17 protein-coding genes are annotated in these 21,439 nt (G+C 39.3%); 6 read left to right on the top strand and 11 right to left on the bottom strand.

Features of this window, described 5'->3' with window-relative positions:
• Positions 1-41: 41 nt before the first annotated feature.
• Together F935_RS09965 and F935_RS09960 are read right to left on the bottom strand one after the other, a co-directional pair.
• Positions 42-986, bottom strand: a complete 945-nt coding sequence (locus F935_RS09965; protein ID WP_016138817.1) for a PDR/VanB family oxidoreductase — start codon at positions 984-986, stop codon at positions 42-44.
• A gap of 12 nt (positions 987-998) precedes the next feature.
• Complete coding sequence (locus tag F935_RS09960) at positions 999-2,075, bottom strand: aromatic ring-hydroxylating dioxygenase subunit alpha (protein ID WP_016138816.1); 1,077 nt, start codon at positions 2,073-2,075, stop codon at positions 999-1,001.
• Positions 2,076-2,592: 517 nt separating this feature from the next.
• Between F935_RS09960 and F935_RS09955 the strand changes: the two genes are divergently transcribed.
• The 3 genes from F935_RS09955 (at position 2,593) to F935_RS09945 (ending at position 7,702) form a co-directional block, all read left to right on the top strand.
• The gene (locus F935_RS09955; protein ID WP_016138815.1) at positions 2,593-3,939 is read left to right on the top strand and encodes an MFS transporter; all 1,347 of its coding nucleotides are present in this window, start codon (positions 2,593-2,595) and stop codon (positions 3,937-3,939) included.
• A gap of 31 nt (positions 3,940-3,970) precedes the next feature.
• Positions 3,971-5,251, top strand: coding sequence for an OprD family outer membrane porin (locus tag F935_RS09950; RefSeq protein ID WP_016138814.1), 1,281 nt, complete (start codon positions 3,971-3,973; stop codon positions 5,249-5,251).
• A 252-nt stretch (positions 5,252-5,503) separates the two neighbouring features.
• Positions 5,504-7,702: an OsmC domain/YcaO domain-containing protein gene (locus tag F935_RS09945; protein WP_016138813.1), complete on the top strand. Its 2,199-nt coding sequence runs from the start codon at positions 5,504-5,506 to the stop codon at positions 7,700-7,702.
• A 63-nt stretch (positions 7,703-7,765) separates the two neighbouring features.
• On the opposite strand, the gene F935_RS09940 is transcribed toward F935_RS09945, so the two are convergent.
• From F935_RS09940 to F935_RS09925, 4 genes are all read right to left on the bottom strand, one after another.
• Entirely contained in the window at positions 7,766-9,436 is a 1,671-nt protein-coding gene (locus F935_RS09940; RefSeq protein ID WP_016138812.1) for a GMC family oxidoreductase, read from the bottom strand.
• A gap of 27 nt (positions 9,437-9,463) precedes the next feature.
• The gene (locus tag F935_RS09935) at positions 9,464-10,357 is read right to left on the bottom strand and encodes an alpha/beta hydrolase (protein ID WP_016138811.1); all 894 of its coding nucleotides are present in this window, start codon (positions 10,355-10,357) and stop codon (positions 9,464-9,466) included.
• A 72-nt stretch (positions 10,358-10,429) separates the two neighbouring features.
• Positions 10,430-11,284: an SDR family NAD(P)-dependent oxidoreductase gene (locus F935_RS09930; protein WP_016138810.1), complete on the bottom strand. Its 855-nt coding sequence runs from the start codon at positions 11,282-11,284 to the stop codon at positions 10,430-10,432.
• A gap of 44 nt (positions 11,285-11,328) precedes the next feature.
• Complete coding sequence (locus F935_RS09925) at positions 11,329-12,816, bottom strand: flavin-containing monooxygenase (protein WP_035366208.1); 1,488 nt, start codon at positions 12,814-12,816, stop codon at positions 11,329-11,331.
• A gap of 135 nt (positions 12,817-12,951) precedes the next feature.
• On the opposite strand from F935_RS09925, the gene F935_RS09920 reads away from it, so the two are divergent.
• A complete protein-coding gene (locus tag F935_RS09920; protein WP_035366205.1) occupies positions 12,952-13,965 on the top strand; it encodes an AraC family transcriptional regulator in 1,014 nt (337 codons plus the stop codon).
• A gap of 108 nt (positions 13,966-14,073) precedes the next feature.
• Here the strand turns inward: F935_RS09920 and F935_RS09915 are convergent, their stop codons facing one another.
• From F935_RS09915 to F935_RS09900, 4 genes are all read right to left on the bottom strand, one after another.
• Positions 14,074-14,952, bottom strand: a complete 879-nt coding sequence (locus F935_RS09915) for a class I SAM-dependent methyltransferase (protein ID WP_016138807.1) — start codon at positions 14,950-14,952, stop codon at positions 14,074-14,076.
• 113 nt (positions 14,953-15,065) lie between these two features.
• Complete coding sequence (locus F935_RS09910) at positions 15,066-16,589, bottom strand: flavin-containing monooxygenase (RefSeq protein ID WP_016138806.1); 1,524 nt, start codon at positions 16,587-16,589, stop codon at positions 15,066-15,068.
• A gap of 22 nt (positions 16,590-16,611) precedes the next feature.
• Positions 16,612-17,445, bottom strand: coding sequence for an SDR family NAD(P)-dependent oxidoreductase (locus tag F935_RS09905; protein WP_016138805.1), 834 nt, complete (start codon positions 17,443-17,445; stop codon positions 16,612-16,614).
• A gap of 65 nt (positions 17,446-17,510) precedes the next feature.
• Positions 17,511-18,470, bottom strand: a complete 960-nt coding sequence (locus F935_RS09900; RefSeq protein ID WP_016138804.1) for a metal-dependent hydrolase — start codon at positions 18,468-18,470, stop codon at positions 17,511-17,513.
• Between the two features lie 521 nt (positions 18,471-18,991).
• Between F935_RS09900 and F935_RS09895 the strand changes: the two genes are divergently transcribed.
• Positions 18,992-19,612 (top strand): TetR/AcrR family transcriptional regulator, encoded by a 621-nt coding sequence (locus F935_RS09895; protein WP_016138803.1) that lies wholly within the window; start codon positions 18,992-18,994, stop codon positions 19,610-19,612.
• 79 nt (positions 19,613-19,691) lie between these two features.
• On the opposite strand, the gene F935_RS09890 is transcribed toward F935_RS09895, so the two are convergent.
• The gene (locus tag F935_RS09890) at positions 19,692-20,414 is read right to left on the bottom strand and encodes a pirin family protein (RefSeq protein ID WP_016138801.1); all 723 of its coding nucleotides are present in this window, start codon (positions 20,412-20,414) and stop codon (positions 19,692-19,694) included.
• 572 nt (positions 20,415-20,986) lie between these two features.
• Between F935_RS09890 and F935_RS09885 the strand changes: the two genes are divergently transcribed.
• Entirely contained in the window at positions 20,987-21,214 is a 228-nt protein-coding gene (locus F935_RS09885; RefSeq protein WP_016138800.1) for a hypothetical protein, read from the top strand.
• The last annotated feature ends 225 nt before the right edge of the window (positions 21,215-21,439 follow it).

The raw sequence follows: 21,439 nt of genomic DNA, 5'->3' as shown, positions 1-21,439 counted from the left end.
TGAAGTAAGTTCCTTTATGTTTGAATAAAGGAACTTAAATATTAAAGTTCAATCACAAGATTTTTAGTTTTTGCACGAGAACAGCAAGGCGTAAATTGATCATTTAGTGCATGTTCCTCATCGGTCATGAACATATCGCGATGATCTGGCGTGCCTTCTACAACGCGGGTAATACAAGTGCCACAAATGCCTTGTTCACATGAAACAGGAATATCAAAACCATTTGCAATTAATGCTTCAGTCGCAGTTTGCTCTGGTAATACTTCAATTCGACGGCCCGTACCTTTAACTTCAATAGTGAAAGCTTCATCATTAGACGTATCTACTTTTTGAGCGACAAAATGCTCTTGATGTAATTGTTCATTGTGCCAACCGGCTTGTTCGGCTGAGCTCATGACAAACTGCATAAATCCTGTTGGCCCACACACATATAAGTGTCTATCTGGTGAAGCTTGGGCTAAAACATCTGCCATATTACATTCAGTGTCTGGTTGATCTTGAATATGAAAATGGACTTGGTCACCAAAGTGCTCGGTTAAGTTGCCATAGAACGCAATCATTTCATGGCTACGAACAAAGTAATGCAATTCGAAAGGAATATTGGCTGACTTAAGTCGATACGCCATCGACAAAATAGGAGTAATACCAATACCACCAGCAAATAAAACCGCTTGTTTTGTGTGAGGGTGAATCTCAAATAAATTACGCGGTTCACCAATTTTTAAATGATCACCTTCACGATATTCAGTGTGGATGCAACGTGAGCCACCACGTGAATTAGCATCATGTAAAACACCAATCACATAACGATGCTTTTCACTGCAACAATTTGAAAGTGAATATTGACGGGTGAGGCCGTTTTTAAGATGCACATCAATATGTGCACCTGCCTCAAAATTCGGTAGCGCTGTGCCATTTGCCGAGACCAATTCAAAAGCACGAATGGTCGGGGTAAGCTGGTGAATTTTTTGAATAATAACGTCCATGTTCATACTCCTTTAAATAATCCGTATGTTTGGAAACTTCTGTGCGGATGTTTCAGGAGGTGTTTTATTTTCTTCGGCAAGTAGGCGCTCAATCACTTTGCGAGACTGTACACCGCCTGCGTCGATGTTGAGCATTAGTAACTTGCGATGTGGATTGTTTAAAATATTTTGCTGCTGTTGCTCAAGCATTTCTAAATCTTCGGTAAAGATTTTACCTTGGCCTTCACGAATTTGATCAGTGAGTTCTGCATTATCTGGCTGGAAGTTACGTGCCATTCCCCAGAAATACCAATGTGACGTTTCAGTCTCTGGCGTAATAAAATCGACCACAATTGAGGAAACTTTCTTGTCTTTTGGTGCGTCATAACCGCCATGTCCAGCATGCGCTACACCCACTTCAATATGCACATTACTTGGCGCAAAGAAGTGGCAACGTTGCCAACGATCAACAGGAACGTCATCTGCCAAGTGATTACCCCGAAGGGCCATTTGCCAAAATGGAGGTGCGATCACATTTTCCATGTAGCGTTCAGTAATGACATGGTCGCCATCAACTTTAGTGACTGGTAATGATTCATCAATTTCTTTTTGTCCGATGCTGCTTGAGTGAACATACGTCTCATGGGTTAAATCCATGAGGTTATCGACCATCAAGCGATAATCACACTGAATGTGAAATAGGCCTCCGCCATAGCTCCATTCAGGATGATCTGCCCATTCTAAAGTTGGGAGTTTTTCTTCATCTGCTAAAGCTTTCTCGCCTGGCCATATCCAAATAAAACCAAATTTTTCGACAACTGCATATGCTTTGTTACAAGGGAAACCATTTACACGTTGGACTGGCATTGAAACCGTCTTTCCGTCACAGCCCATGACTAAACCATGATAACCACATACAAGGTTGCCATCTTCTACATAGCCAAGTGAAAGTGGGGCACCGCGATGGGGACAAAAATCTTCAACGGCTGCAACTTGGTTTTCTTTACCACGATAAAAAACAATTTTTTCACCACAGATGGTGCGACCTAATGGTTTGTCTTGGATTTCTTCTGGGCGGCAGGCAACATACCAAGCATTTTTAATAAACATTGTGACGACTCCTTATCACTTATTGGATCCAATTTATAGTAAATAAAAATATTGGTCAATTGATAGACAGTATATTTTTTTAAAAATACTGATCTTTAGGTTTGATTGTTTTGTGGGTTTTTAATTGCTGTTAAAGACTTTTGTATTTACTTTGAATTTTAGGTGCTAAATTTTTATTAATCTTAATTTGGATCCATAAGTCTTCAATCCCATACTGAATTTGGATAGCTCTCGAAATTAAAAATTTAAAAATGGATAAATAATTTATGGATCCATATTTTTTATTCCATAAAGTTAAAATAAATTATAAATATATTTTTCAATGATTTGATTTATTGTTTATTAAATTTTAAAAATATTGTTGATTTTTTGGATCCAAATATTCAGTATAGAAAAAGAGCAGGATGCTCAAAAAACAAATATTCCTCTAGGTCATTATGGATACGGATATGCATAACCACCCAATCGCTCATATTAGCAATGTCGTGTGTATGTCTTATCCAAGGGAGATACACAAATGGAAAGAGACGTTCTAAGTGAGATCAATCAAAACAACATGAGCCGCTACCAATGGTTCGTTATTTTGATCTGTATTTGTCTCAATATTATTGATGGCTTTGACGTGATGGTAATGGCATTTACTGCTCCATCCGTGTCAGCAGAATGGTCACTTTCAGGTGCACAAATTGGCTTATTGCTTAGTTCAGGCCTTTTTGGGATGGCTGCTGGTTCCATTTTTCTCGCACCTTTAGCCGATAAAATCGGTCGCCGTTTACTCATCTTAGTTTGTCTTGTAATTGCAGGTCTTAGCATGTTGGGTTGTGCTTTGGTACAAAGCCACAGCATGTTAGCAGCACTTCGGTTTATTACCGGCATTGGGGTGGGTGGCATCCTTGCGAGTAGTAATGTGTTGGCAAGTGAATATGCCAATGCTCGCTGGCGCAGTCTCGCGGTGAGTTTAATGTCTACCGGTTATGGAATTGGCGCGACGCTTGGCGGAGTGCTATCACTGGCATTGATTGAGCATTTAGGTTGGCGTTCAATCTTTTTAGCAGGTGGCATCACTACCATTGCAATGCTGCTAATCAGCGCATGGTTATTACCAGAATCTTTAGATTATTTACTCGCGAAACGACCAAAACAGGCACTAGAACGAATTAATGCAACCGTAAATCGTATGGGGCTAAACGAATTACCCGTTATGCCGCGTTATGAAAAAATCAGTACGCAAAATGGTAGTGAACTGGGCAAATTATTTGCTGGACAACTTGGATTTCAAACACTTTGTTTGTGGTTTGCATTCTTTTTGGTGATGTTTGGCTTTTACTTTGTGATGAGCTGGACACCAAAAATTCTTATTTCAATGGGGATGTCGCCACACCAAGGCGTAAGTACCGGCATTTTAATTAGTATTGGCGGTATTTTCGGGGCAGCCATTATTGGTTTATTGGCATCACGCATGAAAATCTTCTATGCCTTAAGCCTGTTTTTAGGGCTAACCTCGGCATGTGTTTTTCTATTTGTCGCAGTCTCATCTCAAGTCAGTATTGCACTCATGGTGGGGTTATTACTCGGCACACTTATTAATGGCTGCGTAGCAGGTTTATATTCGATTTCTCCAACAATTTATGATGCCGAAATCCGTAGTCGCGGCGTGGGCTATGCAATTGGTTTTGGACGAATTGGGGCAATTTTATCGCCAACGATTGCAGGCATTTTTCTAGATAAAGGTATAGCACCAGCAACGCTGTATGCCTATTACGGTGTGGTCTTTGTTTTAGCTATTTTCCTGATTTTAAGTTTGGGTAATGCTTTTTACCGAAGTAAGAAAGAGCAAAACTACTCTCTTAAAACAGCACCTTAATCCATTAAAAATTAAATAGTTGAGATAAAAAATGAAAAAGACACCATTATGGGTGGGGGTATGCTTGTGCCCATTATTTAGTCAAATTGTGCATGCCGAGTTTATTTCAGATAGTAAAGCTGAGCTGACACTACGTAATTTTTACTTTGACCGAGACTATAAAAAAGATCCATATCCCTATACAGCAGCTAGAGATTGGGCGCAGGGTCTAATTTTTAAAGGACAGTCTGGTTATACCGAAGGTACGGTTGGATTCGGTGTCGATGTACTGGCAATGGCAGGTTTTAACCTGATGGGAAGCCGTGCTGATGACTATGCGCGTAGTGGCTTATTACCAGTGAATACTGATAACTCGCGTGATGATTATTATGGAAAAATAGGCATTACAGGAAAGGCTAAATTTAGGAAAAATGAGCTTTTTGTAGGTGATCTGGTTCCACAATTACCAACCATATTTTCATCACCAGCGCGTTTGTTCCCTCAGACTTATCGCGGTATCCGCTTTGTTTCAAATGAAATTCCAAATCTTCAACTTGAAGGCTTTTATGTCGACGAAGTACGTCAGCGCGACTCAATTCGTTATACCGATGTTGGAACGGACAATATTAACCATCGTTTTGACAAAGCGGCCATCACTGACTCTTTTTATACATTAGGTGGTAGCTATCAGTTAAAGGACTATCGTCTACGGGCTTACCATGCTGAACTGAAAGACATTTACCAGCAACAATTTTTGGGCTTTAACGGAAAACAACCTTTAAATGATCAGCTTAATTTTTTAAGTGATGTGCGTTTCTTTAATAGTGAGGAAACTGGAAGCAAAAAAATAGGAGAGGTCGATAACCGCCATATTAGTGGCTTATTTGGTTTGAACTATCAAAACCATACAGTTTCTTTGGGCTACATGCAGGCTTTTGGTTCAACTGGTCTGCCATTTTTGTCAGGAACAGAAAGTCCAGTCGTGCTTGATTTTATGAGCTCTGACTATTCAAATAAAGACGAAAAAGTCTATTCGATTCGTTATGAATATGACTTTAAAAATGCGTGGTTAGGTGATGTTTCATTAAACGGACTACGCTTTATGACTCGCTACGCAAAAGGCGAAGACATTGATTTGTTGCAATATGGCGATCAGCGTTTTAAAGAAGAGTCGATGGAGTTTGATTTGGGCTATAAAATTCCCGAAGGAAAATTAAAAGGTTTAGGAATGCGGGCTCGCTTTTCTCACTACCGTAACGATATGCCTACCAATATGACATTCCATTCGGCAAATGAAACACGTTTGAATGTCGATTACACTTTTAAGTTTTAACGCTCAATATTTAAGTAAATTAAAGACGAGTTAAAACATTGTGAGTAGCAATGTTTTAACTTTAGTTATCAACTGCACAAAATCCCTCTATAATACCGCCAATCTTATTAAAGCCAATTGAGTCTCTCATTAAACACATGGCTTTAATCTCTCATTTTTTTAAGTCAATTTCTTCGCTGTGATTCGGCTTATTTTTCAATATTTAGAATTTTATGTGTCTGTGCTGACACATAAAAATATTTAGGTGCCAGCATGGAAATCAAGGTTAATTATCTCGACAATCTTCGACAGGAAGCTAAGTTCGATGACTTTACGGTAATTGCCGATCAACCAATTCGCTACAAGGGTGACGGTTCGGCACCGGGCCCATTTGACTATTTTTTAGCATCGTCAGCATTGTGTGCAGCGTACTTTGTAAAAGTGTATTGTGCCGCTCGAGATATCCCAACCGATAATATTCGTTTATCGCAAAATAATATTGTTGATCCTGAAAATCGCTATAAGCAAACATTTAAAATTCAGGTTGAATTACCAGCCGATATTTCAGAGAAAGATCGCCAAGGAATTTTACGTTCGATTGACCGTTGTACTGTTAAAAAAGTCATTCAAACTGGCCCTGAATTTATTATTGAAGAAGTTGAAAGCATCGATGCAGATGCACAAGCATTGTTATTGCCAAGCTTAACTTCAGAAAGCCATACTTTTATTCAAGGTAAAGACCTGCCATTAGAAGAAACCATTGCCAATATGTCTGCCATTTTGGCAAATTTGGGCATGAAGATTGAAATCGCGTCTTGGCGTAATATCGTGCCAAATGTGTGGTCATTACACATTCGTGATGCGCAGTCTCCGATGTGTTTTACCAACGGTAAAGGTGCAACTAAAGAAAGTGCTTTAGCGTCTGCATTAGGCGAGTTTATTGAGCGTTTAAACTGTAACTTCTTCTATAACGACCAGTTCTGGGGTGAAGAAATTGCTAATGCTGAATTTGTGCATTATCCAGATGAAAAATGGTTTAAACCGGGGCCAAATGGTGAGTTGCCTAAAGAAATCTTAGATGAATACTGTCTTGAGATTTATAACCCAGATGATGAATTACTTGGCACACATTTATATGACACCAATTCAGGCAACGTAGAGCGTGGTATTTGTTCGCTACCTTTTGTGCGCCAGTCTGATGAAGAAGTTGTCTATTTCCCATCAAATTTAATTGAAAACTTGTACTTAAGTAATGGTATGAGTGCAGGCAACACTTTGGAAGAAGCCCAAGTTCAATGCTTGTCAGAAATTTTTGAACGTGCTGTAAAACGTGAAATTTTAGAAGGTGAAATTGCACTTCCCGATGTTCCAGAAGACGTATTAGCAAAATACCCAAGTATTGTTGCTGGTATTAAAGGTTTAGAAGAGCAAGGTTTCCCTGTATTAGTTAAAGATGCATCGTTAGGCGGCCAGTTCCCTGTAATGTGTGTGACTTTAATGAACCCGCGTACGGGTGGGGTGTTTGCATCTTTTGGTGCGCATCCAAGTTTTGAAGTTGCGTTGGAACGTAGTCTGACTGAATTACTTCAAGGCCGTAGTTTTGAAGGCTTAAATGATTTACCTCAACCGACTTTCCAAAGTAATGCGGTGACTGAGCCGAACAACTTTGTTGAGCACTTTATTGACTCAAGCGGTTTGGTTTCTTGGCGTTTCTTTAGCTCTAAATCTGACTATGACTTTGTTGAATGGGATTTTTCTGGCGAAGGCGAAGAGTCGAATGCAGAAGAAGCTGCAACATTGTTCGGTATTCTCGAAGAGATGGGCAAAGAAGTATATATGGCAGTCTATGAGCACTTAGGTGCGACTGCTTGCCGTATTTTAGTACCGGATTATTCAGAAATTTATCTCGTTGAAGATTTGATTTGGGATAATACCAACAAGGCACTTTCATTCCGTGAAGATATTCTAAATCTGCATCGTTTGGATGATGAGCAGCTTGAGGCATTGGTTGAGCGTTTAGAAGAATGTGAATTAGACGATTACACTGAAATCACTACACTTATTGGCATTGAATTTGATGACAATACAGTTTGGGGACAGCTCACAATTTTAGAGTTGAAATTGCTGATTTATGTTGCTTTACAACAGTTTGAAGAAGCAAAAGAGCTAGTTGAAACTTACTTGCAATATAACACCAACACCGTTGAGCGTGGTTTGTTCTATCAGTGCATGAACGTGGTGCTTGAAGTGATGTTAGATGAAGAACTAGAGCTTGAGGACTACCTGACTAATTTCCGTCGTATGTTTGGTGACACGCGAATGGATGCGGTTTTAGGTTCTGTCGATGGTAGCGTTCGTTTCTATGGTTTAACACCAACAAGCATGAAACTAGAAGGACTTGATCGTCATTTACGTCTGATTGAGAGCTATAAAAAATTGCATGCAGCTCGTGCTAAAGCCGTGGCGATGTAATTTAAAAGCGAAAGAAAAAAGCCTATTTTTTAATAGGCTTTTTTTATAAAACAAATTTCTATTTTAGGCAGAAGCTTTAGTGATCTCTATAGTTTCTACATCTACTCTATGATCTTGCTGCTCATCTAAAGTATGTTTAGCTGGAATATAAGACATTGCGCGTTCTGCAAGAGCTGTAATGGTAAGACTTGGGTTAACGCCCAAATTGGCACCTAACATTGAACCATCTACAACATATAAATTTTTATAGTTAAAGACACGGTTTTGTCCATCTACCACGCCGCGCTCTGGACTTGAAGAAATCGCACAACCACCCATACAGTGAGCTGTAAAAGGCACGTTAAATAAAATTTCGGTAATGGTTGTCATGGGGTGTCCATTAAACATTTTGGCGACTTTTTCAGTAAAGGTATTGGCCTGAGGAATATAAACCGGTAGCTTTTTACCTTCGCTCGATAACACTTTACCAAAAGGCCAAAACCAATTACGTTTCAAGCGCATATTGATTGAAGCATCTGCTGTTTGCATCACTAAGAAAATTAAAGTCTGACGTGCAAAACCAACTGGATTACTCATGCGAAGGAAAATAAATGGATGGCAGATTAAGGCCCATAACCAAAAGAAAATACGTGTCCAACCCGGTTTGCCTTTAGCCATGTACGTACACATAAGGCCCATTGCATCGGAACCATTTTGGTAGCGAGTCGCTTCAATGTGAGTGTCATGGTCAAGGTAAATACTTGAACCAATGGCAACACCCTTACTCATGTCGACATCTTTACCAAAAAAGCGTACACCTAAAATCGACTCAGCATTAGTACGAACCCGATTGCCCAAATCATCAGAAACATTTGGCAGTGAACCAGACTGTTTTAAGCGAAACAACATCTCTTGCGTACCCAAAGACGATGCCGAGAAAATCACATTTCGAACACGCCATGTACGACGTTGTTTGTTAAACCATGAGCTTGAACATTCAGTCGTAACTTCATAGCCATCGCTGCCATCGGCTTTACCATTGAGTGGTTTAACGTCAACAACCTTGGTTTCTTCGTAAACCTTGGCGCCATTTTTTTCGGCAAAGTACAAATAATTTTTATCTAAAGTATTTTTTGCATTGTGTTTACAACCCGTCATACAGCCGCCGCATGCGGTACAGGTTCCGCGGTCTGGACCTTCGCCGTTAAAATACGGATCAGGGTAGGTCTTGCCACCTTGTTCACCTTCTGGTGGAAAGAAGGTTGCAACACGAGTCGGTTTAAATGTGTGACCCACACCGATAGCTTCACCCATTTGTTTAAGCATGTGATCGGCAGGGCCTAAAATTTTATTATCAGTCACACCAAGCATGCGTTCTGCTTCAGCATAGTGCTGTGGCATTTCATTTTTCCAGTCCGCAGCATCAGCCCATGTGCCTTCATCCCAAATATGTTCAGGTGGAACCAGTAGAGTGTTGGCATAGGTAATTGAGCCGCCACCTACAGCATTACCGCAAATAATGGTGACATGGCGAAAAAAACGCATATTGAAATAACCAAAAAGTTTCATGCCCGGGCGCCAAATCCAGCGGCGGGTATTCCAGTTGTTTTTAGCAAAATCTTCAGCTTTCCAGCGTCGCCCCATTTCCATTACAGCAACAGAGTAGCCCTTTTCGGTTAGACGGCAAGCAGAAACACTGCCACCAAAGCCTGAACCAATAATGAGGTAATCATAGTCATAATTGTTTGTTGTCATGCCGAGGACTCCTCTCTGGCGATATTTTTATATTGACTGTGTATGTTTATCAATGAATTGCCCAATGCGCTCAATCGAGTCATTAGATTCATTTAGTATACCTGCGTGGAACTGAAAAACATGTCCGACTCGGTCATAAACCTTCAAGTTCGTCGGAATACCATACTTTTCGGTTTGTTTAGCGAGCCGTTTTGCATCGTCTAATAAAACTTCTTCAGTGCCGACATGAATCAGAATAGGCGGTAATCCAGTTAAGTCAGCATAAAGTGGGGAACAGGTTGGATCGGTTGCCGATTTTTGTCCGCAATAGTTTTTTGCACACCAAGCTAACCATTCCTCTGACAACATCGCATCTTGAGCAGCATGAGTTTTCATGGTGCTTCCTGAAAGACTTAAGTCAACCCAAGGCGAAAGTAAAACTAAAGCCGCTGGTAAAGGTAAACCCGCATCTCGTAAAGCAATTGCAGCACTTAAACTCAGTCCACCGCCAGCAGAATCGCCAGCAATCACGAGTTTTTTCGGGTCTTGTCCTTGGGCAAGTAAAGCTTTATAAACTGCAACCACATTTTCAATAGCAGCAGGGCTTGGGTGTTCTGGGGCTAGGCGATATTCAGGTAACCAGACTTGTGCTTGAGCAGCATGTCCGATTTGAGCAGCAAGCTTAGCGTGACTTTTTGAGCTACCCACCACATAGCCTCCGCCATGTAAATACAAAATGCCGAGTCCTGATTGAGTCGTTTTGGGCTGAATATAAATGGTCGGTACTTGAGCAATTGTTTGCTTTTTTGTTTTATAGCCACGTGGCCCAAGCACAATTGCACTAGCTGCATCACTACAAAAGCGTTGTAGCTTTAATGGTGTCTTAGGGGATAAAGCTGGACGTAGCGTGGTACGGATGGTCCATTCAAGAAGCTGCTTCATAATAAGGACTCATACTAAGCATTTAATGTCAGTCAGCATCTCTTAAAATGAAGAGTATGCTGACCACTGTTTTTATTTTGCTGATTTGTTGAGTAGGCGAGTTTGCAAGGCAGTCGCAGTTGCAAAAATCTTTTGGTAACCCTGTGGAAGAATACGTTGAATCACATCAACGGCTTTCGCATCGGCTCCGATCAGTAAGCGGCGACGGTCTTTACGCACAGCTCCTAAAATTTGTTGAGCGGCATCGTCAGCAGGGGTGCGAAGTAATTTATCGAAAGCATCCTGACTTTTTAAAGGATCCATTCCTAAAGACTGGACGCTATTATTCATGCGGGCAGCTTTAGCAATATTGGTACGAATACCACCCGGATGCACACAGGTCGCACTCACTCCAGCATTTTGTAGATCGAGTTCTTGGCGCAATGATTCGGTAAAACCACGAACGGCAAATTTACTGGCGTTATAAGCACTTTGGGTCGGTTGAGCTGTTAAGCCAAACATACTAGAAATATTAATAATATGCCCGTCACCACTTTGCTTTAAGTAAGGCAAAAATTCTTTGGTGCCATAAACCACACCCCAAAAATTAATCCCAATGAGCCATTCAAGATCTTCGTAGCTCACACCTTCAGCCGTGCTACCTATTGCGACACCAGCATTATTAAAAATCAGGTTAACTTGGCCATGCTCATTTACAACTGCTTTTGCCCAAGTTGCAACCTCATCACGTTTAGCCACATCGACTTTCTGAGTGGTTACTTTGACTGAATAAGGCGTTAACAGCTCGACTGTTTTAGCTAATCCAGCTTCACTAATATCGGAAAGTGCCAGATGGCAACCTTGTTTTGCGAGTGCTATAGCAAGTGCTTGTCCAATACCAGAACCAGCACCTGTCACAGCTGCGACTTTATTTTTAAAAGACTTCATAAAATTCTCCGTTTATTTTTCTCATTTCCTATGGTGAAGCTTGTTTAAGAAATAGCCGAAACCTGAGTGTAGTTTTCAACATCGAAGCGACGAGTACGTTGTCGATATTCAAGAGTAAAACCTGGCCAGTTATTGGTATTTTTGCCATCGGCAGTTTGATACCAACTGGTACAACCTTGTGCCCAGACAGTTTTTTTCATTTTTTCTTGAATGCTTTGATTAAACTCATGTTGAACTTCTGCACGAACATTGGTGAATAGAAGTTTGTTTTGTAGGCTTGTATGAATAGCATCTAAAATATAATTCACTTGGCTTTCAATCATATAGACAATTGAGTTGTGCCCAAGATTGGTGTTCGGACCATAAAGCATAAAGAAGTTTGGAAAGCCGCTCACAGTTAAACCGAGATAAGCTTCTGCACCATCTTTCCATGTGTCTTTTAAGGTACGACCATCAAGGCCTGTAATCTGCATTGGCGCCATAAATTCCGTTGCGGCAAAGCCCGTCCCATAAATAATGGTATCGATTTCACGCAGATTTCCTTCCGTATCTAAAATGCCATTTTCAGTAATTTCTCGAATGCCCGTATTAATCACATCGACATGAGGTTGTGTCAGTGTTTCATACCAGTGGTTAGAGATTAAAATACGTTTACAACCAATTGGGTAATCAGGCATTAAACGATGGCGTAACTTGCCATCTTTGACGACTTTACGAATGTGGCGCTGGAATAAATATTCCACCAAAGGCATTTCATTGAGTGAAGTTGTAAAAGCAAGTAGGCGAATTTCATGGTTTCCATATTGCAAAATGCGGTCCAGACTTTGCAAAATTGGCAGTTTACGGAAAGCTTTTTTCTCAAGTGGCTGGTAAATGCGGTCTGGTTTTGGAATCACATACGGTGCCGAACGTTGATAAACATTGAGATGCGCTACTTGTTTTTCAATTTCTGGTACGAACTGAATCGCACTTGCACCTGTACCAATTACGGCAACGCGTTTGCCAGTTAAGTCATAGTCATGATCCCAACGCGCTGAGTGAAATGCCTTACCTTTAAAGTTTTCAATACCTTTAAGTTTTGGATAGGCAGGGCGGTTGAGTTGGCCTACCGCGCCCACTAAGAATTCAGCTTCGAACTGTTCACCAGTCGTGCTTTGAATGTGCCATACACCTTGCAAAGCATCAAATTCGGCGCTGGCTATTTCAGTATTAAATTGAACATGCGGACGAACGTCATATTTATCGGCACAGTGGCGTAAATATTGATAAATTTCCTGAGACGTTCCGTAGCGCTTTTTCCAACCAAGTTCCTGTTCAAAAGAAAAAGAATAAAGATGCGAAGGCACATCGCATGCAGCACCTGGATAAGTATTGTCACGCCATACACCACCAACATCGGCAGCTTTTTCAAATAGGGTAAATTGTTCAAAACCTGCTTGTTTGAGACGAATGGCAAGGCCTAGACCACCAAAGCCAGTGCCAATAATGGCGATGCGTACATTTTTATTTGAATTAGTCGACGAATTAAACATAGGCTGCTCTAAATCCTTAAAAACAGTGGGCGAAAGAATCGCAATTTCCTGTATGCAGAATAGACGTTTATTAACTTGATTTAGAGGATGGATGAGGACAAAATATTGTGATTCGAGGACATTTTGGAAAGTACAGTGACGTACGCTTGGGCATTTGAACGCAGCATACATAGTGTCCGACTCATGGCTGATTTTGCAGTGGAAGCAGGTGCTTCTTATCAGACCATTTTAGATGGAACAGGATTGAGTCAACAGCAGTTGCTTGACCCGAATATGGTGGTGTCAGGGCAACAGGAATTACAGCTCATTCATAATCTGGTTGCACAGTTTCCAGACCGACCAGTGTTGGGCATAGAAGTAGGTACACGCTATCATTTTACAACATTTGGGCCATTAGGCATGGCACTCATGAGCAGTGCCAGTATTCGTGAAGCACTAGATTTAGCTCTCACTTATTTCTCCCTCACTTTTGCGTTTACCCGTTTTTTAGTTTCAGATACTGATGCAGGAACACGTGTCGATATTGAAGAGGAAGGCATCCCATCTGCGGTTAGGCAGTTTATTATTGAACGCGATGCTGCCGCTCTTATTACGGTGCAACGCGACCTCGTACAAGATAACTTTTGCCAGTATTTGGCTTTTTCTTTTGAACCTACAGATCATTTAGAAGCTTATGAAAAATTATTTGGGGTGATGCCTAAATTTGGTTCTAGCAAAAGTTTTGTTCTGCTTGATGCACAGAAAATTAATCAAAAGCTGCAAATGGCAAATGAGCTGGTGCTACATACCGCAGAAGAACAATGTCGACAAATTTTAGATAAGCGTCAAACCCAAAAGAAATTTATTAATTTGGTACAACAGCAATTGATGACTGTGCGAGGTGAAATGCCAACGATGGAAATCGTGGCTGAACGTTTGCATTTAAATGCTCGTACTTTACGCCGTCATTTGGCTTCAGAAGGGATGACCTTCATTCAAATACGTGAAGAGGTTAGGCAGGTCTTAGCTGAGCAATATTTGGCATTACCAAAAGCTTCAGTTGAGCAAATTGCCGAGTGGTTAGGTTATGCGGAACCTGCCAGTTTTATTCATGCTTATAAAAGATGGCATGGGAAAACACCTCATTCCATGCGTTTAGTACAAAAATAAAAGATGAAGGGCGCTTTTGCTTTCCCTTCATCTAAAGAGTGGTTTATTTAATAAAGCTTAGTTGTTTGCTTATTTTTTCTAAAATTGGGGCTTTCTTGGCTTAGGACCTCAGCTTTTGTTTAACCGCAGATGCAATAAACGCGTTGCTGAAGTGTGGCGAATTTCATCGATTCGTGCATTAAAATATCGTTCAGTAATGGCTTCACCTGAAAGATCTTCGACCACTTCAAATCCCATCTGCTCCACTGCATGATGTAAATCTATTGGTTTAAATTGACCTAATAAAGGTTCTTTCAGCAAATGGGTAAATTGTGCAACGCCCATACTTCCAAGTCGCTCAATACCATTTAATTCCTGAAAATCGGTCGAATAGTCGAGTACCACTTCACTACCGTTTGCAGAAAATTCGGCAATACTTTTTAAAGTTTGCAAGGTCGTTTGCGGGTTTAAATAGTGCGTTGTGCCTAACCACGAAAAAAATGCAGGAGCGGATGAATCATAGATACTTCTGGTCAGAGCTTCTGAAATAGACTCTTTTTCAAAGTTAATCGCAACAAACTCAACGGTAGTAGGAATGTTTCCTAACTTTTTTAGCTTAGTTTGTTTGGCCGCTTGAGTATCAGGATGATCGACTTCAAAAATTTTCAAAGTAGGGTAATGGTGCGATTCACGTAGTGCAAAAGAGTCTAGGCCAGCACCCACTAATACATATTGTTGAGTATTTTGCTGAACTGCCTGATCAAGTAAATCTTCGGCGTAACGAGAGCGTCCGACCACTTGTCCAGTAAGTAAACCTAAAGTGCGGTTTAAAACTGCAGAATTCATTACTTTAACAATAAATGAGTTGGAGAGAAGTTTTTTCCAGCTTTTACTGGTCAGCTCAAAAGCATAAGGGTCTGAAAATACAGGGTTCTTTGTATTTTGAAAATGATTGGCTCGTAATGCAGCAGCAGCTTCGGCGGTACGACTTGATTGACCTTCTTTCATCTTTATCCTGTTTTTTTATTTCTTGAAGATATTCAACGAAGAAGGCAGTGTATTTCATGAAAACCTAAAATACACTGCCTATTCCTTACAACAGATTTGATCAAAATTACAAATTAATGAGTTTTTGTCGTTTGATACGTCACTTCATAATCTTTCAAATCTACTTTTTTCAAACGTTGTTTAAGTTTTTTCAGTGACCAAGGCCATGCAGCAAAATTACGACCGTTTGCATCAAGGTAGTAACTCTTACACCCACCACTATTAAATACAGTCGTTTGTAAGTGCTTTTGTACCAAGTCATTGTGCTTTTTAATCACATCAGATTTAACATTTAATTTGCTAATTCCTTTATTTTTAATTTTCAACAAGCCATCTACGATATAGTCGAGCTGTGCTTCTGCTAAACCAATGAAAGAGTCATAGACCAGTACATTAGGCCCTAAAACTAAAAATGCATTTGGCACATTTTCAATGTTGGTGCCTAAGTAAGCCTCTGGTGAACTACTTTTCCATATGTCTTGTAAACATTGACCTTTTTCATTTTGTACACGTTTACCAATTGGCGGGTGAGATACTTCAAAACCAGTACCCCAAATAATCACATCAACTTCATGGCGTTCACCATTCGCAGCAACCACTGTATTGCCTTCAACCTTTACTAAACCATGGGGAATAAGAGACGTATTTGATGCTTGTAGTGCAGGGTAGTAATTGTTAGCAAACAAAATACGTTTACAACCAATATCAAAGTTTGGCGTTACATTTTTACGTAGCACTGGGTCATTAATTTGTAATTTAAGTAATTGCTTACCCAATACATTTACTGGTTTTAGGGCAAGTGGATTACGTAAACCAAAGTTAATCGCATTCAGCGTTAACGCTACACTTTTACGCCAGCTCGCCTGAATAGACGGATATTTAGCAATCACTGATTTACTAAATTCGCCCAAATCTGTATCTGGTTTTGGTAGTACCCAAGGTGCTGTACGTTGGAATACAAAAAGTTCTTTCGCTTTTGGTTGAATTTGTGGCACAAATTGAATGGCAGATGCACCAGTACCAATCACGGCAATGCGTTTACCCGTTAAATCATAATCATGGTTCCATTTAGCTGAATGGAACATCTCGCCTTTAAATGTGTCTAAGCCTTCAAGACGTGGAATTTGAGCTTCAGTAATTGGACCTGTGGCAAAAATAACGGTTTTAGACAAATACTGGCCAGTAGTCGTATCAAGTACCCACACATGGCGTGAGTCATCCCATGCAGCATTGAGCAGTTCGCTATTAAACTCAATTTTAGATGCGACATTAAACTCGTTACTTACATCTTCCAGATAACTTAAGATTTCTGGTTGGCGCGCAAATAAATGGCTCCATTTTGCACTTGGTGCAAACGAGTAAGAATAAAGAGCAGACGGCACATCGCAACCACAACCTGGATAGGTGTTTTCACGCCATGTCCCACCAACACGACCAGCTTTTTCAATAATTTTATAATTGGTATAACCAACTTGATCTAGGCGAATGGCAGCAGCAATACCTGAAATGCCAGCACCTACAATAAAAGTATCGAAAATATGGCTTGATGATTTGATAGCTTTTTTTGCTGAAGCATTTGTTTTCATTTGAGCAGTCATATGTGTACTACCTATAAATTTCTTATTTAAATAATTTGTACGATGTGCCAAGGAACTTGTTATACAAGCTTGGAGATGCACGTTTCATAAGCCAGAATAACTTCGCGTCAATTTGAGGAATGGTATAAAGCTCATTCTGATCAAGGCGATTAAGTGTTAGTCTTGCGACATCATCACTTGTCGTTAGGGCATAGTTCATGAGTGCATGGTCTGCAAGCTTGGAGTAGCGTCCTGGAATTCGACCATTTTTAATGATATTGGTTGGAACCAGCGTCGGGCAGAGCACATTAACTTTAATATCAAATTTACGTAGTTCGGCAGAAAGCGTTTCTGAAAGCGCACGCACACCCGCTTTAGTCACGTTGTAGGCTGTCATTTCTGGTGCAGCTGTATATGATGCCGCAGAAGCAACATTAATAATCGCGCCGTAACCTAACTTTTTAAACTTGGGAACAAATGCATGGCATCCATGAATAACACCCCAAAGGTTAATATTCATGACCCAGTTCCAGTCTTCTAGGCTTAGCTCGTCAAACTTACCGCCTAAACCTACACCTGCATTATTAATGAGCAGAGTTACAGGGTGTTGCATTAAAATTTCAGCAGTTTCAGCGAGATTTGCTACATGTTCTGGATTGCTCACATCACAACGTATAGCAAAAGCTTTGGCACCTTCTTGTTCAAGAAGTTTTACGGTTTCTTCAGCAGCTTCCAGATTAATATCTGCACACACTACGCTGCCACCACGTTTTGCAAGTTCAAGTGCAAAACTTCGACCAATCCCACTGCCTGCACCCGTCACTACGGCATAAGCTTTTTGGCTTGGTTTAACTTTCTTTTTGCCAAATAAAATCATGATTCATCCATAAATAGCTTGAAGAGGAACCAGCTATTAACTCAATAGCTGGTTATAAAGGACGATTAAGACACGCGTACAGGTGGGGTAAATTCTTTAACAAAGAAAGGAGCAATCGCGCCGCCTTCGTTCAGTAATTTCTTTTTGTAATACTCAAGATATTCAGTCGTATCATGATCATTTGGATGAAAGTCTGGACGTAAGTAGTCAAGAATTTGACCTATCGTACTGCCAAAAACGCCATCTTTCGGGCCAAAGATTAAACCAACGCCACGGCGAGCATCTTTCCAGAATTTTAAGGTCAGCATCTCTTGCGGCTTTCTTAATACAGGTACAACCAAAGTAGTCGCAGGGATAAGACCTAAAATCGTAAATAAAGCGAGGAAGAAACCAGACGCGCGCAGTGGATAGCTGCCATTTAAGATTTGATAGACATCATAGGCAATGTCTTTATGCTCAGACTCTTCAAGCATATGCCACATCCACAATGCACGGCTCTTTTCATCATTTGAATAATAGAAATTCTTTTCATGCTTCATCATGTATTCAGCAAGTACCGCAGTAAAATGCTCAATACCCGCCATCATTGACAATTTCAGTGGTTGTGGAAATTTCAAAAATACATATTTAAAGAAGTTCGAGCCAACAAAACGGTATAAGGCAACCGGATATTCAGCTTCTTGCAGCGCGTCGTTATATTCGTTGTGCAATTTTGAGTGGATTGCTTCTTGGCCAATCAGTGAAGTTATTCGCTGTTTTAAGATTGGATCTTTAATAAATTCGCGGTGGTGACGTGCGGTTTCAATAACCAGATCTTCACCATAGGTTAAAAACACCGAAAGTGTGGCAAAAAACAAAGTAGCAAACTGATTGTCCATATAGAATCTGACATCAATTTCCTTACCATCAAAACCAATATTTAAATGTCGGATTGGAATTGAGCTTTTGCTAGCAAAGTCCGGTAACTCGATTTCACGGTGAAATTTAAGTTTGTTTAATGATTTTTTTACTGTGGTCGAGATCATGGCGATACCCTGAGACAAAGTAGTGGTGCATTTTGATGAAAATCAATAAAATTAATGATCAACAAAGCACTGTAAATTCCATTTTCAAAAGCAGAATATTCTCTGCATTGACTACGGTGTTGTTGCTCCGTTATTTGTTTGATTATTTGGCTGAATAACGGAAAGAAGAGTAAAGATAGACAAAGCTATTAGTGACTCTTCTTTAATTTTTTCATATTAATCTGACTTTATGTTCGGATTCAATTCGGGTAAATTCTTAAAAATATAAAACTATTTTATAAATAAAATATGACATTATTATTTTGAATTAACCAAGTTTATCTATATGAAAAATAATAATTAAATTAAAATATTGAATGGGTGTTTAATTGTTAAAAGACTGTTGAGATCTATAAGTTAAGCTGTGTTGATCTCGTTTTTTTTCACTAAGTTTGACAACTATTCGGATTTTGTTTTTATATTTCTTCTTAGTCAGATTACATGCTAATCTGACTTTATGTTCGGATTATTGATTAGATCGTATGACCACGCGTAAACCTCGTCAAACTCGAGCCAAAGTTACCGTTGATACTATTATTGAAGCTGGTTTTATTGGGGTGGCGCTGCATGGGCCTAGTGGAACTACGACACGCCACATTGCAGAAATTGCCGGAGTGAGTGTCGGGTCTTTATATGAATATTTTAAAAATAAAGAAGAAATTTATGATGCGATGAATCACTACTTTGTTCGGGAAATTCTGGACATGATTACAGAGCTTACGCCAACTATTTTGCAGTTGGAGTTAGAACCTGTTATCGAAATGATTTTTTATACTTTTAGTGATTTATTAAAGAAAAATAACGACCGCTATTTGACTGTTTTGCGTTATGCAGGCGAGTTACAGTACGACAAATACATTCCAAAAATTGAACAGGCTTTAATGGAAGTGATCATGAAATATATGATGCACAATCCTAAATACCTAAAAATCAATAATTTGGCTGTAATTACCTACATTTGTATTAATAGTGGAATTTTTAATGTCGCGCGACATCTTATCTTGCCAAACCCTTATATTAGTTTTGATGAAATGGTGCAGGGGTTAACGACCATGATTATGAGTTATATCAATACAGAGATAGCACGCTCAGAAGAACATTGAACTGAGATAGAATTTTTATAAGTCCAATCAACAATAAAAAAGCCCTCACATAAAGTTTTATGTGAGGGCTTAGTTTGCATTATGGCATGGTTGGAATTTCTTCTGGACGCATATCGAAAATCAAAATTTCGGCATTATCACCATTGGTAAACGATAAGCTTCCGCCATCACGAATACGTGCAGCATCACCAGTGTTAAAGGTTTTACCATTTACATCAACACGACCTTTGGCAACGTGTAGGTAAACATATCGACCATCAGGAATCGCAAATTCAGCAGTTTCTTCACCATCAAACAGACCTGAGTAAATATTAATGTCTTGTTTGATAGATAAAGTTTTCTCGCCACCTTTTGGTGAGATGATCAAATGCAATTTACCGCGTTTGTCTGCTTCATCAATATGAACTTGTTGATAGCCCGGATCTGTATTCACTTCATTTGGAACAACCCAAATTTGCAAGAAATGCACGCCTTCTTGAGCTGAATGGTTAAATTCACTGTGGGCAACACCACGACCTGCACTCATCAGCTGAATGTCACCCGGTACAATCACAGAACCTGTACCCATTGAGTCTTTATGCTCTAATGCACCTTCAAGTACATAGGAAATAATTTCCATATTGTTGTGAGGGTGGGTACCAAAGCCTTTAGATGGGGCAACGTTATCATCATTAATTACAAGCAGATCCGAAAAGCCGACTTGTTTAGGATCCCAATAATTAGCAAATGAAAAGCTATGTTTTGATTGTAACCAACCATGATGTGCTGCACCACGCTCGTGAGATAAACGCATATCAAACATGATGTATTCTCCTGATTTAATTTTTTCTCTGAGTGCAGTTTATCGTAGCGTTTGTCGCAATAAAGCACCGAAAATAGAAGGCTTGGTACGATTTATAGAACGATGAGGTGAATACTATTTATTAACTAAGGAAAAAGACTTTTTTAGTTAAAACTGAAATTTTACTTTTTAAGGCTAAAGAAGAAAGATAAGAAATGGCTAGATAGTCAAACACGGTTAAATAAAACAGTTGAAAGAAAAATGGATCTTTTTAGCCTATTTAATAGGTAAAAATTGAGAGATATTTCAAGCAATATACACATTAGTCTACACCCTGTCTTTAAATGAACTTAATAATGAAAATGAATAAAAAGCTAATATTAAAAATAACTAAACATGAACTGTTTTGAAATAAAGTTACTTTTCAATGGAAATGTTTTGTATTTATCAATGATTTTAGTGATAAATTTAAAATCACCTTTTTTATCAATAATTTGAGTAAGAGTGTATTATTGTAAATAAATGTGAAAATATTCACAAAGCTATAATTTTTTGTTAAGATCGTTAACATTAAAAACATAGAGATAATAATAATGATCAATAAAGTATTAATAATGTTGTGTGTGAGTATCGTCTTTGTATTAGGGTACTGGGCTTATTTAGATACTCAAAATAAAAGACATCAAGAGCTAATGCAGATCATTCAAGAAGCAGAAAGAAACCTGCAAAGTATCGAACGCAATCCAAATCATGCTCATCACAGCAATTTAGCTTCCTATAATATGCAAGAATATATCGGTGAGAAAAAAATTATTTTCTAAAAATATTGAATGATAAATTTCTAAATTTTCCTTTGTCATTGGTCATATCTTTTCATAAATTTTGATCATGTTTCTGTTGAATCTGTTAAACTTATTGAACGTATAGTAAAAAAGCTGCATAGGGGTTATGCAGCTTTTTTGTGTTTCAAGAGGGGCTGTGGCTATTTCCTATGTACGAACTAGAAACCAAATGAGTGGCATATTTGTTGCTTCTTTTATTTGAGA

Origin of the sequence: Acinetobacter calcoaceticus ANC 3811 (assembly GCF_000399665.1) — a bacterium.
Lineage (GTDB): Bacteria > Pseudomonadota > Gammaproteobacteria > Pseudomonadales > Moraxellaceae > Acinetobacter > Acinetobacter calcoaceticus_B.
This window is presented reverse-complemented; position numbering and strand designations above follow the sequence as displayed.